General features: G+C 47.3%; 13 protein-coding genes. 10 read left to right on the top strand and 3 right to left on the bottom strand.

Annotated features, from left to right (window positions below):
* Positions 1-144 precede the first annotated feature (144 nt).
* Entirely contained in the window at positions 145-1,818 is a 1,674-nt protein-coding gene (asnB, locus tag MHN33_RS13310; protein WP_239398450.1) for an asparagine synthase B, read from the top strand.
* A gap of 40 nt (positions 1,819-1,858) precedes the next feature.
* Here asnB and pssA read toward each other — a convergent pair whose 3' ends face one another.
* Positions 1,859-3,184, bottom strand: coding sequence for a CDP-diacylglycerol--serine O-phosphatidyltransferase (gene pssA / locus MHN33_RS13305; protein ID WP_239398449.1), 1,326 nt, complete (start codon positions 3,182-3,184; stop codon positions 1,859-1,861).
* Positions 3,185-3,442: 258 nt separating this feature from the next.
* On the opposite strand from pssA, the gene trxB reads away from it, so the two are divergent.
* From trxB to infA, 4 genes are all read left to right on the top strand, one after another.
* The gene (trxB, locus tag MHN33_RS13300) at positions 3,443-4,396 is read left to right on the top strand and encodes a thioredoxin-disulfide reductase (RefSeq protein WP_046003205.1); all 954 of its coding nucleotides are present in this window, start codon (positions 3,443-3,445) and stop codon (positions 4,394-4,396) included.
* A 125-nt stretch (positions 4,397-4,521) separates the two neighbouring features.
* On the top strand, positions 4,522-5,238 hold the full coding sequence (gene aat / locus MHN33_RS13295; protein WP_239398448.1) for a leucyl/phenylalanyl-tRNA--protein transferase: 717 nt from the start codon (positions 4,522-4,524) through the stop codon (positions 5,236-5,238).
* A complete protein-coding gene (locus MHN33_RS13290; protein ID WP_239398447.1) occupies positions 5,231-5,935 on the top strand; it encodes an arginyltransferase in 705 nt (234 codons plus the stop codon). The genes aat and MHN33_RS13290 overlap by 8 nt, the downstream gene beginning before the upstream one ends.
* A 91-nt stretch (positions 5,936-6,026) precedes the next feature.
* Positions 6,027-6,245 (top strand): translation initiation factor IF-1, encoded by a 219-nt coding sequence (infA, locus tag MHN33_RS13285; protein WP_002962494.1) that lies wholly within the window; start codon positions 6,027-6,029, stop codon positions 6,243-6,245.
* A 105-nt stretch (positions 6,246-6,350) separates the two neighbouring features.
* Here infA and clpA read toward each other — a convergent pair whose 3' ends face one another.
* Complete coding sequence (gene clpA / locus MHN33_RS13280; RefSeq protein WP_239398446.1) at positions 6,351-8,618, bottom strand: ATP-dependent Clp protease ATP-binding subunit ClpA; 2,268 nt, start codon at positions 8,616-8,618, stop codon at positions 6,351-6,353.
* A gap of 28 nt (positions 8,619-8,646) precedes the next feature.
* Positions 8,647-8,964, bottom strand: coding sequence for an ATP-dependent Clp protease adapter ClpS (clpS, locus tag MHN33_RS13275; RefSeq protein WP_046003209.1), 318 nt, complete (start codon positions 8,962-8,964; stop codon positions 8,647-8,649).
* A gap of 206 nt (positions 8,965-9,170) precedes the next feature.
* On the opposite strand from clpS, the gene cspD reads away from it, so the two are divergent.
* From cspD to hflD, 5 genes are all read left to right on the top strand, one after another.
* Positions 9,171-9,389, top strand: a complete 219-nt coding sequence (gene cspD / locus MHN33_RS13270; RefSeq protein ID WP_046003210.1) for a cold shock domain-containing protein CspD — start codon at positions 9,171-9,173, stop codon at positions 9,387-9,389.
* A 408-nt stretch (positions 9,390-9,797) separates the two neighbouring features.
* Complete coding sequence (locus MHN33_RS13265) at positions 9,798-12,020, top strand: NADP-dependent isocitrate dehydrogenase (RefSeq protein WP_239398445.1); 2,223 nt, start codon at positions 9,798-9,800, stop codon at positions 12,018-12,020.
* A gap of 100 nt (positions 12,021-12,120) precedes the next feature.
* Entirely contained in the window at positions 12,121-12,780 is a 660-nt protein-coding gene (locus tag MHN33_RS13260; protein ID WP_239398444.1) for a pseudouridine synthase, read from the top strand.
* Between the two features lie 107 nt (positions 12,781-12,887).
* Positions 12,888-13,988, top strand: coding sequence for a tRNA 2-thiouridine(34) synthase MnmA (gene mnmA, locus MHN33_RS13255; protein ID WP_239398443.1), 1,101 nt, complete (start codon positions 12,888-12,890; stop codon positions 13,986-13,988).
* On the top strand, positions 13,988-14,590 hold the full coding sequence (gene hflD, locus MHN33_RS13250; protein WP_239398442.1) for a high frequency lysogenization protein HflD: 603 nt from the start codon (positions 13,988-13,990) through the stop codon (positions 14,588-14,590). Before mnmA ends, hflD begins: the two co-directional genes overlap by 1 nt.
* Positions 14,591-14,621 lie beyond the last annotated feature (31 nt).

Here is a 14,621-nt window from a genome sequence, read left to right as displayed (position 1 = left end):
TTATGCACCAAAACAGGGCGATAATTACTCAGTAAAATCACGGTTTTTTATGTGACTTGCCCTCTCATTTCTGATAGTACTAACAGCACGAGCCAGTGCCACTGCGCATGCTCGACAATAATAGTTAACAGGAATGAGGTGATTATGTGTTCAATTTTTGGTGTGCTGGAGATTAAATCCGATCCGGCCATCCTGCGCGAGCAGGCAATAGAAATGTCTAAGCGATTACGCCACCGTGGACCCGACTGGTCCGGCGTATATGCCAGTGATAACGCTATTCTGGTGCATGAGCGACTCGCCATTGTTGGTGTGTCCAGTGGTGCGCAGCCCTTGTACAACCCTGAGCGGACGCATATTTTGGCAGTCAACGGGGAAATCTATAATCACAAAGACCTGGCTCAGCTGCTGACCGTTCCCTTCACCTTCCAGACACAGTCAGACTGTGAAGTATTGCTGGCTTTGTACAAGCAAAAAGGTCCGGAGTTTCTGGACGATCTGAACGGTATTTTTGCCTTTTGCCTGTATGATGAACAGGAGGATGCCTATCTCATCGGTCGCGATCATATCGGTATTATTCCGCTTTACACCGGCCGTGATCAGCATGGTAATTTCTATGTTGCCAGCGAAATGAAAGCGCTCACTCCCATCTGTAATCAGATTGAAGAGTTTCCACCGGGGCATTATCTGTATTCAAAAGAAGGAACCCTGCGCCCCTATTACCAGCGTGACTGGCAGCAATTCGACGCGGTGAAGGACAACGACGCCTCTGCAGACACGGTTAAAGCCGCTTTAGAAGCCGCCGTCAAACGTCAGCTCATGTGCGATGTGCCATACGGTGTGCTGCTCTCCGGAGGCCTGGACTCGTCGGTTATTTCCGCCATCACCCAGCAATTTGCAGCGCGGCGAATTGAAGATGACGACACCACCGAAGCCTGGTGGCCCAAATTACACTCCTTTTCTATCGGTCTGGAGGGCTCCCCCGATCTGGCTGCGGCGCAGAAAGTCGCCGATCAGATTGGCACAGTGCATCACCCTATCCACTTTACTGTACAACAAGGTATCGATGCCCTTAAGGAAGTCATTTACCACCTCGAAACCTATGACGTCACCACTATCCGGGCGTCTACTCCTATGTATCTGATGGCGCGTTACATCAAAGCCATGGGGATAAAAATGGTGCTTTCAGGGGAAGGAGCCGATGAGTTATTTGGGGGTTATCTGTATTTCCACAAAGCTCCCAACAGCCAGGAGTTTCATGAAGAGCTCAATCGTAAAGTATCTAAGCTGCATATGTTTGACTGCCTGCGTGCCAACAAGTCGATGGCAGCCTGGGGCGTAGAGGCCCGCGTACCCTTTCTGGATAAAGAGTTTGTGGATGTCGCTATGCGAACTAACCCAGAATACAAGATGTGTAAAAAGGGCCGCATTGAAAAGCACATTATACGGGAAGCATTTGACGGTTATCTGCCTGACGACGTCTTGTGGCGTCAAAAAGAGCAATTTTCTGATGGGGTGGGTTATTCCTGGATTGACTCACTGAAAGAGTATGTCGACGAAAAGGTCAGCGACCAGGAGCTCGCCAGCGCCGGGTATCGCTTCCCTATCAACACACCCGACAGCAAAGAGGCCTACTACTACCGCTGTATCTTTGAGTCTCACTTTCCCGGTGATGCGGCGGCCAAATGCGTACCTCATGGTAAATCGGTTGCCTGCTCCACACCTGAGGCGCTGGCCTGGGACGCATCGTTCGAGCAAAATGCCGATCCATCAGGGCGCGCAGCCAACGTACACAGCCACGCTTATGACAATATAAACTGATCTCTACAGAAAAGTAAAAAGGGCCAGAAGCCCTTTTTACTTAAATGAATTTTTTGATGATAAAATCCACTTTTACCCGCTTTGCCTGGCCAAGGATTTTCTTAACCGGTGGTGGGTAGTCATCGACGGTTTCCAGGTCCTTCGCCCCGGTGAGCTTAGTACAATTGGCCAGAATGGCTTGACGCTCTTCATTGACAGCCTGCTCCAGTTTCTGTTCAGGATCTTCTATCAAAATACCATTTTCAATATCCAGTCCCCAGGCACGGGGGTTGAGGTTATGTCCGGTCATCAGGTGTACCTGATTGTCACGGTTGATCCCCTTGAGGTGAAATGAATTGTTACCATCACGCCACAGATAAACATTGAGATGCCCGGAGTCGATATAGCGTTTTTGCGCCTTCAAAAACTTGTACAGAATGGTTTCGTACAAATAAGGTAAGGCACCAATGCGGCTAAACGGCTGATCGGGTGCAATGTAAAAGTCATTTGCGGTTTTGTCACCGATCACAATTGTGACCGTTTTGCCCTCTTTGAGTAAACGACGCAATGATCGTAACAAGGGGGCCGGAAAGTTAAAATATGGGGTGTACAACAGCAATTCGCGCTCAGTGGTATCAAATAGTGCCTTGATCAGACGGTTTAGTTTATTGGTTCTGCGTCCAAACCCAAGAAACGCGCGTACGTTTAAACCACCCGTTGCCGTTGCAGCGCTCATATCGTAATGTGCTTTTTTAAGCTGTTTCATTAACTGCTTTTGCGCCACTTTTAGATTAGAAAAGGGCTTAAGCGGACGCAAGTCCAGCCGAGGTACCGCTTCGCTGGACAACAAATAAGTATCCAGGAAGTGACAAAAGCTGGCCGCCAGCGCTTGGTTTTGGATCACAAAGTAACGGTCAAGGCGGTATTTATCGCCATGCTGTAAGTACACATTGTTTATACTGGCACCACTGTACAACACGGTGTCATCAATCACGAACCCTTTAAGGTGCAATACTCCAAACAGCTCTTTTGCCTTAACCGGCACACCATACACTTTCACATTTGAGCCAAACTCAGCTTGCATATCGCAATACAGTTTCGCATTACCCTCGGATTTGGCCTCGCCGATCAACCCACGCTGGGCGCGATGAAAATCAACCAGTACGTGGATCTGTAGGTGTGGACGTGCTGATGCTACGTCATGTAATGCCGCGAGAATTTCACGACCGGCCTCATCGTCCTGTAAGTACAGCGCGGTTAAATAGATGCGTTGCTGCGCACCACGAATGAGTGATAAAAGCTGCGTGCGATATTGCTTCGCATCAGTAAGAATTGCGCAACTTTGTGCTTCCAGTGCAAACCCAGGTTTATCCTGCCAAAATGCCATAACTACCTTTAAAAACAGACTAACGTCAAATAGACAGAGAAAAATTCCCTAGAACATAGCAAAAAAAAACTCTCAGGTCATGAAATACCGTTCATTTACACGTTTGTGGCACAAATTGTCAGCAAGTACAGTATATTTGACAGCTTCCGAATTTATACAAAATCGATTTTTGTAATTTATTTTACTTCTGGCTTGAAATTCATAGAATCGGCAGCACTAACTAGAAAAGATAGAAGTTTACTTTTAGGAATTATTTACATGAGTGATGCAAAACACTGCAAACTGTTGATCCTTGGCTCCGGCCCTGCTGGCTATACCGCCGCTGTTTACGCCGCCCGCGCTAACCTCAATCCTGTACTGATCACGGGAATGCAGCAAGGTGGTCAGCTGACTACAACAACCGAAGTGGAAAACTGGCCAGGAGATGCCCATGGCCTGACCGGCCCTGCATTGATGGACCGTATGAAAGAGCACGCCGAGCGCTTCGAGACTGAGATAATTTTTGATCACATCAATAAAGTTGATGTTACTAAGCGTCCTTTCACTCTAACGGGTGATCAGGGTACTTATACCTGTGATGCGTTGATCATTGCGACAGGCGCTTCTGCTAAGTACCTGGGCCTGGAATCTGAAACCAACTTCCAGGGTCGTGGTGTTTCGGCTTGTGCAACCTGTGATGGATTCTTCTATCGCGGACAAAAAGTGGCCGTTGTTGGCGGTGGTAACACAGCGGTTGAAGAAGCGCTTTACCTGTCGAACATAGCCGAAGAAGTCCACGTGATCCACAGACGAGATACGTTCCGCAGCGAAAAGATTCTGTCTGACCGCCTGATGGAAAAAGCAAACAATGGTAACGTGGTTCTGCACCTGAACAAAACCCTGGACGAAGTACTGGGCGACGACATGGGCGTAACTGGCATTCGTATTAAAGATACAGACTCAGATGCGACCGAGCAGCTTGATCTTGCTGGTGTCTTTATTGCCATTGGTCATAAACCAAATACAGACATGTTTGCAGGCCAGCTGGAAATGAAAGACGGCTACCTGGTTGTGCAATCGGGCCTGAATGGCAATGCCACACAAACCAGCGTAGAAGGCGTATTCGCCGCTGGTGACGTATCTGACCACATCTATCGTCAGGCGATTACCTCAGCGGGCACTGGCTGTATGGCCGCACTGGATGCCGAGCGTTACTTAGATAATCTGAAGTAACCTGAATACATCAAGACGTGCAACAACTTGCACGTCTTCAAACATAAAGTCCCCACGCCGAGCTAAAAATAGGTTAGACTGACTCCATCCCTGAGGTTTTTTAGTTTGTAATTAGAACCGCGAATATGACTCAGCAATTGTTTCATCTGTCTGCCACCGATTTTATTTTTCCCCCCTGTCACTTTGCACTGAAAGATCCCGATGGCTTACTGGCCATTGGCGGATGCCTGAGCACGTTAAGACTGCGTCGAGCCTATCAACAGGGTATCTTTCCATGGTTCAATGAACGAGAGCCAATTATGTGGTGGACGCCAAGCGAACGAGGTATTTTAGAGCTGGATGAGTTTCATATCAGCCGCACACTGAAAAAAACAGCGCGCAAGCTTGCCCCCAAAATCACCATTAACACGGCTTTTGAACAAGTCATTACAGCTTGCCGGGAGCAGCGGCTGGATAAAGAAGGCACCTGGATCAACAGCGCCATGCTTGGAGCCTACCTGAGAGGACATCAAGAAGGGTTCGTCCACAGCGTCGAAGTATGGCATCAGGAGGCCTTGATTGGCGGCTTGTACGGTGTCATGTTAAATGGCGTTTTTTGCGGTGAGTCAATGTTTTATCATGTGCCAGATGCCTCTAAGCTGGCAATGTGGGCACTGGTTAACTGGCTAAAACGACACAATGCTCACTTTATAGACTGTCAGCTGGAGAACCCTTATTTGCTGTCTTTAGGTGCAAAAGTCATTTCAAGAAAAGAATTTTTAGCTAAACTTAAATCAGCAAGCCATTATCAAGTGCCTGAAACGATGTGGCATCCGCAACCATTGAGGGCGATTTATGACTGAGCATTTCCCTTCAAAAATTGGCCTGAGCCAGCAGTTTGACTGCAGCTACCTGGCTGACAAGAAAGAACAACTATTAGTGATCCTGGATAGCAACTGCTACACACCAGCTCGTTTTGAGACTTTACTCTCATTTGGCTTTCGTCGTAGTGGAGATCAGATATACCGTCCCCACTGCCCAGCTTGCCATGCCTGTCAGTCGGTGCGGGTACTGGCCGATGCCTATATGCCCTCACGCTCACAAAAACGCAAATGGAATAAGATAAACTCAGGGTTTCACTTTAAATACAGCACTCAGGAGCAACCTGATTATTATCAGCTATATGAAAAATACATCACGATGCGACATAGCGATGGCTCCATGTACCCACCCAACAGGTTGCAGTACGAGAGCTTCTTATTCTGTCGCTGGCTGCCCATCACCTTTATAGAACTCTGGCACAAAGAACAATTAATCGCTGTTGCAGTTACAGACACTATGCCTACCGCACTGTCAGCCATTTATACTTTTTTTGATCCCGACTATGCAGATTTAAGCTTAGGTACCATAATGATCATGGCCCAGCTGGACTTTGCACGACAGCAATCTAAAGCCTACCTTTATCTTGGTTACCAGATTGATGCCTGCGCCAAAATGCGCTACAAGCAACAATATTTACCTGCTCAACAGTTCAAAAACGACGTCTGGGTCAACATTTAGATTACAAAAATAGCGCTCCTGCCTTTACTTATCGCGCGCTTTTCGGCAAAATCTGCACCGTTAAACTTATCAAAGAGGTGATACGCTCCCCATGGCGAAAGAAGACGTTATTGAAATGCAAGGCACGGTCCTTGACACTTTACCAAATACTATGTTCCGTGTTGAATTGGAAAATGGTCACGTAGTTGTGGCACATATCTCTGGCAAAATGCGTAAAAACTATATCCGTATTTTGACCGGTGACAAGGTGACAGTTGAAATGACACCTTATGATCTGAGCAAAGGACGTATCGTCTTCCGCGCGCGTTAATTCGCCCAGCTCAGATACGCTTACCGCTCAGGTAGCTGTACATAAGAGACGATTAAAACAAAAAGCCCGACTATCGCCGGGCTTTTTGTCGATTCAGACTAATTATTAAGCGGGTTCAACCACGTTAGACTCAAACTTAAATGCCAGCTTTTTGTCTTTAACCGAAATCGTAACTGTTCCCCCATCTACCAACTCACCAAACAGAATCTCATTTGCAAGTGGCTTTTTAAGGTTATCCTGTATTACTCTGGCCATAGGGCGAGCCCCCATTGACTTGTCGTAACCAATGTCTGCTAACCAGTCTCTGGCTTCATTGGTCAAGTCAAGACAGACTGACTTCTTATCCAATTGTGCTTGCAACTCAACAATGAACTTATCAACCACTTGCAAAATAACGTCTTTTTCAAGGTGGTTGAACCAAATAATGTTGTCGAGGCGGTTTCTGAACTCAGGAGTAAACACCTTATTGATCTCAACCAGTGCATCGTGTGAATGGTCCTGTTCCTGGAAACCAATTGACTGACGTACCGTCTCCTGTACACCCGCATTGGTTGTCATCACCACAATCACATTACGGAAATCAGCTTTACGCCCGTTATTGTCGGTCAATGTACCATGGTCCATCACCTGCAACAGAATGTTATAAATATCAGGATGTGCTTTTTCAATCTCATCCAGCAGTACCACTGAATGCGGGTGTTTGATCACCGCATCCGTCAGCAACCCACCTTGTTCAAAACCAACATAGCCTGGGGGTGCACCTATCAGTCGACTTACCGCATGGCGCTCTGAGTACTCAGACATATCAAAACGCACGAACTCGATGCCCATACACTTAGCCAGCTGCTTGGTCACCTCAGTCTTACCTACGCCGGTGGGTCCAGCAAACAAGAATGAACCAATCGGTTTATCTTCACTGCCAAGGCCTGAACGTGACAAGCGAATGGCAGAGGTCAGCGCATCGATTGATTCGTCCTGGCCAAAGACCAGCATCTTCAAGTTGCGATCCAGGTTTTTGAGCACCTCTTTATCACTTGAAGATACATTCTGCTGCGGAATACGCGCAATCTTAGACACGATTTGCTCAATATCTGCCACACCAATGGTCTTCTTGCGTCGTGATGCCGGTAACAAGCGCTGGTTAGCCCCTGCCTCGTCTATCACATCAATGGCTTTGTCGGGCAAATGCCGTTCATTAATGTACTTTGCACTCAACTCCGCAGCAGCCTTTAACGCTTTCTGTGTATAGCGAATACCATGATGTTCTTCATAGCGCTCTTTCAGACCGCTAAGAATTTTAGCAGTATCCGCAACGCTCGGCTCGACAATGTCAATTTTCTGGAAGCGACGAACCAAAGCCCGGTCTTTTTCGAAAATATTCTTGAATTCGGAATAAGTCGTAGAACCCAGACAACGAAGCTGACCGCTCGACAGCAACGGCTTAATCAGGTTCGAGGCGTCCATAACGCCACCCGATGCGGCACCCGCACCGATAATGGTGTGTATTTCATCAATGAATAAAATGGCATTGGGTTTTGCCTGCAACTCTTTCAACAATGCTTTGAAACGTTTTTCAAAGTCACCTCGATATTTAGTACCGGCAAGTAAAGCCCCCATATCCAGGGAATATACTACGGCATCGGCAATCACATCCGGTACCAGCTCGTTCACTATACGATACGCCAGGCCCTCTGCAATGGCGGTTTTGCCCACACCGGCCTCACCAACCAACAGTGGGTTATTTTTCTTTCTGCGACATAGGACCTGAATGGTCCGTTCCACTTCCTGGTCGCGCCCGACCAGAGGGTCAATTTGTCCAGCTTTTGCCAGCACATTCAGATTGGCTGTGAAGTTTTCCAGTTTAGTTTTTTCTTCAGACGCAGCTTCGTGACTTTCTTCATGAATTTCTTCATTGTCTTCCGGCTCGGCATCGTCATCTGATTTTGATATGCCATGACTGATATAATTAACAATATCCAGACGGCTTACATCTGCTTTTTTAAGCAAATAAACAGCCTGACTTTCCTGCTCTGAGAAAATAGCCACCAGCACATTTACACCCGTCACTTCATTGCGACCAGATGATTGCACATGAAAGACCGCACGCTGTAAAACACGCTGAAAACCCAATGTAGGCTGTGTTTCACGATCTTCTTCCAAGTCTGGAATTACCGGAGTAGTCTCATCAATGAACTCCGACAGTTCCCGTTTTAGCCCTTCTGTGTCAACGCCACACGCGTTTAATGCTTCACTGGCAGACGGGTTATCAATCAATGCGAGCAGTAAATGTTCTACCGTCATAAATTCGTGACGACGATTTCTTGCCTCACGAAACGCGGTATTCAGAGTAATTTCTAAGTCTTTATTTAGCATTGGCAACCCCCAACGAGAATATATAAGGTCATTCCTGCTCACAACTACAGAGCAGCGGGTGCTCGTGATCCCGAGCATATCGATTTACCTGCTCAGCCTTTGTATGGGCAATGTCGGCAGGGTACAGTCCACATACCGCTTTTCCCTCGTGATGTACTTTCAACATCACATCAGTTGCTCTTTCGCTATCCATATTGAAAAATGTCATTAAAACTTCAATGACAAAGTCCATAGGTGTGTAATCGTCATTGTTTAAAATCACTTTGTACTTGCGCGGCGGTTGCAACTTTTGTTTCTGTTCCTCTCGGACCGCGTCAACCACACCAGATTCGTTTGTCCCACTCATAATAAAATATAGTCTTGTCTTATCAACTCAAGCAACTTGAATTGAAAAATAAATAAATTGTTAAAAAATCGCTTTAAAAACTTGACTGTCTGGCCAAATAAACTACAGTCTTTACCTAGCTGGACATATTCATCATATGGGCAGCTTAGCAAATTTCAAAGGTTAGATTAACTTAATTTAGTCAACTTATAGAAGGATGTAGAAGTATGGCTTGCGGAAAAGTCAAATGGTTTAACAATGCCAAAGGGTTTGGTTTCATCGTAGAAGACGGCAGCGAGGAAGATATCTTTGCCCATTACTCCACGATTGTAATGGATGGATACAAAACGCTTAAAGCTGGTCAGGATGTAACATTCGATCTGCAAGAAGGTCCCAAAGGCCTGCACGCTACCAACATCGCACCGCTTGCGGACGAAGTTGTGTAGGATTGCAATATTTTGGCACACTCAAAGCGGGTTACGTTTGTTGCTCGCTTAATCCCTTTCATCAATTAGTCTCATTTCTTCCACCTTAGTTCATAAAATTTTATATCTTTATTAAATTGCATTAGCGACTTAGTCATTTGGTTGATACAATCCCCGCCGATGTCAAATATGCCAACTGATCTGAGATGCCTCTAGGCGCGTCAGGTGTGTTAGATATTTTTATTGTACCTGCGAGTAACAATACCTAACAAACTTGCTATATGCCGAACTTAACCATCAGTTTGATGATCCATTTTGTGGTCAGCAAACTGATGGTTGAATAAAGATCGTGTATGCGGATACGTCCTTGAATAGCAAGCTTTTGCTTTGTTGAACGGCTATCTAGCCCTAAACTATCTAGGAATGATGATGACATCAAAAATTATTTACACTAAAACAGATGAAGCGCCGGCTCTGGCAACTTATTCTCTATTGCCAGTTATCCAGGCTTACACCAAAGCGGCTGGTGTTGAAGTTGAAACCCGTGATATTTCACTGGCGGGCCGTGTCATTGCGAACTTCCCAGAATTTCTGAGCGAAGAGCAACGAATTGGTGACGCCCTGGCAGAGCTGGGCGAGCTGGCTAAAACGCCAGAAGCCAATATCATCAAACTCCCTAATATCAGTGCGTCTATTCCTCAGTTAAAAGCCACAATTAAAGAGCTGCAGGAAAAAGGCTATGCGCTGCCAAACTACCCTGAAGAACCAAAAGACGATAAAGAAGCTGCAATTAAAGCAACTTACGACAAGATCAAAGGTAGTGCGGTAAACCCGGTACTGCGTGAAGGTAACTCAGACCGTCGTGCTCCTGCCTCTGTTAAAGCGTACGCGCGTAAAAACCCACACTCAATGGGTGCTTGGTCGAAAGACTCACAATCTTATGTTGCCAGCATGAGCGAAGGTGATTTCTTTGGTTCAGAGCAGTCAACAACCATCGCTGAAGCCACCGACGTTCGCATCGAGCACGTTGCTGCTGACGGCACGGTTTCTGTCCTTAAGCAAAGCACACCTTTGCTTGCTGGTGAAATCATTGATGCGTCACGCATGAGCGTTAAAGCACTACGCAGCTTCCTCGAAGCGGAAGTAGAAGCCGCTAAAGAAAAAGGCGTATTGTTCTCACTGCACATGAAAGCCACAATGATGAAGGTCTCTGATCCAATCATCTTCGGCCACGCTGTAAAAGTCTTCTATAAAGAAGTATTTGCCAAGCACAGCGAAACTTTCGAAAAGCTGGGTGTAGACGTTAACAATGGTATCGGCGATGTGTATAACAAGCTGGCTAATCTGGACGACGCTAAGCGTACAGAAATCGAAGCCGATCTTGCTGCGGTTTATGATGTACGCCCAAGCATCGCTATGGTTGATTCTGATCGTGGTATCACTAACTTGCACGTACCAAGCGATGTGATCATCGATGCATCAATGCCAGCGGCTATCCGTACTAGCGGCCAAATGTGGAATGCTGAAGGCAAGCAACAAGACACTAGTTTTGTGATCCCGGACCGTTGCTACTCTGGCGTTTACCAGGCAACAATCGAGTTCTGCAAAGAGCACGGTGCATTTGACCCACGTACCATGGGCACTATCCCTAACGTTGGTCTGATGGCACAAAAAGCCGAAGAATACGGTTCACATGACAAAACATTCGAAGCACCTGCAGCGGGTCAAATCCGCGTTGTTGACCAGGCAGGTAACGTATTGCTGCAACACGACGTTGAGCAAGGCGATATCTGGCGTATGTGTCAGGTAAAAGATGCGCCTATCAGAGACTGGGTTAAGCTGGCGGTTAACCGTTCACGCGCTTCTAATACCCCTGCGGTATTCTGGTTGAACGAAAACCGTGCGCACGATGCAGAACTCATCAAGAAAGTAAATGCCTACCTGCCAGAGCATGACACTGACGGCCTTGAAATTCACATTCTGGCACCGGTTGAAGCAACCAAGTTCTCACTGGCACGTATGAAAGACGGCAAAGACACTATCTCTGTAACGGGTAACGTATTACGTGACTACCTGACTGACCTGTTCCCAATTCTTGAGCTGGGTACCAGTGCAAAAATGCTGTCGATCGTACCGCTGATGAACGGTGGTGGCTTGTTCGAAACAGGCGCGGGCGGTTCTGCACCTAAACACGTTCAGCAGTTCGAAAAAGAAAACCATCTGCGCTGGGATTCACTGGGTGAATTCCTGGCACTGGCAGCCTCTCTTGAACACCTGAGTCAGGCAAGCGGTAACAGCAAGGCACAAGTACTGGCTGATACGCTGGATGCGGCAACAGGGAAATTCCTGGACGAAAACAAATCACCGTCACGCAGAGTGAAGGAGCTGGACAACCGTGGTAGCCACTTCTACCTTGCTATGTACTGGGCACAGGCACTGGCAGAGCAAACACAAGATGCGGAGCTACAGGCTAAGTTCACCGACGTTGCTAAAGGTTTAACGGACAACGAAACGGCTATCGTCAGTGAGCTGAACGACGTTCAGGGCCAGGCGATGAAAATCGGTGGCTACTTCCAGCCTAACGATGCACTGGCAGCAGATGCCATGCGCCCGAGCAAAACATTTAACGACGTATTAGCCAGCATGGCCTAATTCGTTACTTGTTTAAAAGGTGGCTCAACGGCCACCTTTTTTATTTGCTGCCAATTTTTGCTACACTCCCGCCATTGCACTATTAGCTAAACTCTGAATTATGCCCGCTCCACGCCCGAAAACCCGAACACACACAACAAACCCAAATCACGCTAAGCGCTCTGCCAATAAGCGGCCCGGCACTAAACGAACTATCAAACCAAGACTCTCGCCAGATCAGGTCAAGGTAGTACTATTCAATAAACCGTTTGATGTCCTATGTCAGTTTACTGACGATCAAAACCGCCAAACACTCGCCGATTTTATTGACATAAAAGAAGTCTACGCCGCTGGGCGACTTGATCGCGATAGTGAGGGCCTGCTGTTACTGACCAACTGCGGACGCTTACAGCACAAGCTCACTGAGCCAGGTAAAAAAACCGATAAAACTTACTGGGTCCAGGTTGAGGGCAAACCGGATAACAATGCACTTCAGGCTCTGCGTGATGGCATAACACTCAAAGACGGTCCAACCCGACCCGCCAAGGTTAGCCTGATCTCTGCGCCAATCGTGTGGCCTCGTAACCCGCCAATTCGTGAACGGAAAAGCATTCCGACCAGCTGGCTCGAAATCACCATCTCCGAGGGTCGCAACCGTCAGGTAAGACGGATGACCGCCCATGTTGGCCACCCGACGCTGCGTCTTATTCGCTACCGGATCGGACCCTACACACTGGACGGAATTGAAAATGGCCAATACAAGGTGGTGAAAGCCTCCTGATCTCACCACGAAAAACTCGGGATTAATCAGCCCGCGACTTCCGGGCACCTTGATTTACATGCTATAATGCAGCTCACTTTTTTGTAATTAAAATACACAGCGAGTTTATGAGCGATAACAGTCAAATTAAAGTCATCGTCGGTATGTCCGGCGGCGTAGATTCCTCCGTTTCAGCCTACCTGCTTAAACAGCAAGGTTATCAGGTTGAAGGCCTGTTCATGAAGAACTGGGAAGAAGACGACAATGACGAATACTGTGCCGCTGCTGAAGATTTAAAAGATGCTCAGGCTGTGTGCGACAAGCTGGGTATTGAGCTACATACCGTCAACTTTGCCGCAGAATACTGGGACAATGTATTCGAGTACTTTCTTGCCGAATACAAAGCCGGCCGTACGCCAAATCCGGACATTATGTGCAACAAAGAGATCAAATTTAAGGCATTTCTTGAGTTTGCGGCCCAGGCACTGGGCGCCGATTATATAGCGACGGGTCACTATGTGCGTCGTGAAGAACGCGATGGCAAGTTTGCCATGTTACGCGGACTGGATAACAACAAAGATCAAAGTTACTTCCTGTACACGCTTAGTCATGAGCACGTAGCACAAACCCTGTTCCCGGTAGGCAATATTGAAAAACCTGAAGTGCGTCGTATTGCAGAAGAGCAAGATCTGATCACTCACGATAAGAAAGACAGTACCGGCATTTGTTTTATCGGTGAACGCAAGTTCAAAGACTTCCTGCAAAAATTCCTGCCAGCTCAACCTGGCAACATTGAAGACAGCGAAGGCAACCATGTCGGTGAACATGAAGGTCTGATGTATCATACTTTAGGCCAGCGTAAAGGCCTGCTGATCGGGGGTATGAAAGAGGGCTCCGGAGAACCCTGGTACGTCGTCGACAAAGACGTTGAGCGCAATGTACTGGTCGTTGGACAAGGCAAAAACCACCCTCGCCTGTTCAGCAATGGGCTAAACGCCAACCAGTTGCACTGGGTTGATCGAGTGGGCCCGCAAGGCACCACACGTTGTACGGTTAAAACCCGTTACCGCCAGGAAGACATCCCTTGTACGCTACTCGTTGGCCAGGATGGTATGGCGCGCGTATTGTTTGATGAACCACAAAAAGCCGTAACACCAGGACAATCTGCAGTCTTTTATCAGGATGAGGTCTGCCTTGGTGGCGGTATTATTGAATCGGTGATCAAGTAATGCAGCATGAAGTCGTGATCCCGCTGGCAGCAATGTGCCAGATTGCTAAGCTGGTACAGAAATGTGCCCGCTATGGTACTTTTAATCGCCACGAAACGAACAGCCTGCTAAAAAGTATTACCATTACCTCGCCAAAAAATCCACAAGATGTCTATGAAGATCCCAGTGCAGTGAAGCAAGGCTGTCGCGCGCTGGCAGATCAGCTGAGTGCACAAGGCGAAAAAGACGTCGAAATGGTCAAATATGTAGGCAGCCTGATGCAATTAGAGCGAGCATTGTCATCCAACAACCAGGCCATGTCAGAGCTTGGAAAACGCATTGAACAGCTTGACAGACAATTGCAACATTTCGATATTGGCGATGAGCAAATCGTTGCCGCGCTGGCTGATATCTACAGCCAGGTCGTAAGCCCGGTTGGACCAAAAATACAGATTTTTGGTAAACCCGAGTTACTTAAACAATCCCATATACAACATCAGATCCGGGCCCTGCTGCTGGCCGGGATCCGCAGTGCGGTGCTGTGGCGTCAGCTTGGTGGTAAGCGTCGTCAGTTCTTCTTCGCAAAGAAGAAAATCATTGCTGCTGCACAGAGTTATATTTAAATATCGTTCAAAAAACCAATTAGTTAGGAGA

Origin of the sequence: Pseudoalteromonas sp. OOF1S-7, from assembly GCF_022347765.1 — a bacterium.
In the GTDB taxonomy this organism is placed as follows: Bacteria; Pseudomonadota; Gammaproteobacteria; order Enterobacterales; family Alteromonadaceae; genus Pseudoalteromonas.
This window is presented reverse-complemented; position numbering and strand designations above follow the sequence as displayed.

Coding starts and splice junctions, on each gene's coding strand:
- infA (WP_002962494.1), top strand. CDS start 6,027: ATGGCGAAAGAAGACGTTATTGAAATGCAAGGCACGGTCCTTGACACT.
- mnmA (WP_239398443.1), top strand. CDS start 12,888: ATGAGCGATAACAGTCAAATTAAAGTCATCGTCGGTATGTCCGGCGGC.
- clpS (WP_046003209.1), bottom strand. CDS start 8,964: ATGAGTGGGACAAACGAATCTGGTGTGGTTGACGCGGTCCGAGAGGAA.
- MHN33_RS13290 (WP_239398447.1), top strand. CDS start 5,231: ATGACTGAGCATTTCCCTTCAAAAATTGGCCTGAGCCAGCAGTTTGAC.
- aat (WP_239398448.1), top strand. CDS start 4,522: ATGACTCAGCAATTGTTTCATCTGTCTGCCACCGATTTTATTTTTCCC.
- asnB (WP_239398450.1), top strand. CDS start 145: ATGTGTTCAATTTTTGGTGTGCTGGAGATTAAATCCGATCCGGCCATC.
- clpA (WP_239398446.1), bottom strand. CDS start 8,618: ATGCTAAATAAAGACTTAGAAATTACTCTGAATACCGCGTTTCGTGAG.
- hflD (WP_239398442.1), top strand. CDS start 13,988: ATGCAGCATGAAGTCGTGATCCCGCTGGCAGCAATGTGCCAGATTGCT.
- pssA (WP_239398449.1), bottom strand. CDS start 3,184: ATGGCATTTTGGCAGGATAAACCTGGGTTTGCACTGGAAGCACAAAGT.
- MHN33_RS13260 (WP_239398444.1), top strand. CDS start 12,121: ATGCCCGCTCCACGCCCGAAAACCCGAACACACACAACAAACCCAAAT.
- cspD (WP_046003210.1), top strand. CDS start 9,171: ATGGCTTGCGGAAAAGTCAAATGGTTTAACAATGCCAAAGGGTTTGGT.
- trxB (WP_046003205.1), top strand. CDS start 3,443: ATGAGTGATGCAAAACACTGCAAACTGTTGATCCTTGGCTCCGGCCCT.
- MHN33_RS13265 (WP_239398445.1), top strand. CDS start 9,798: ATGACATCAAAAATTATTTACACTAAAACAGATGAAGCGCCGGCTCTG.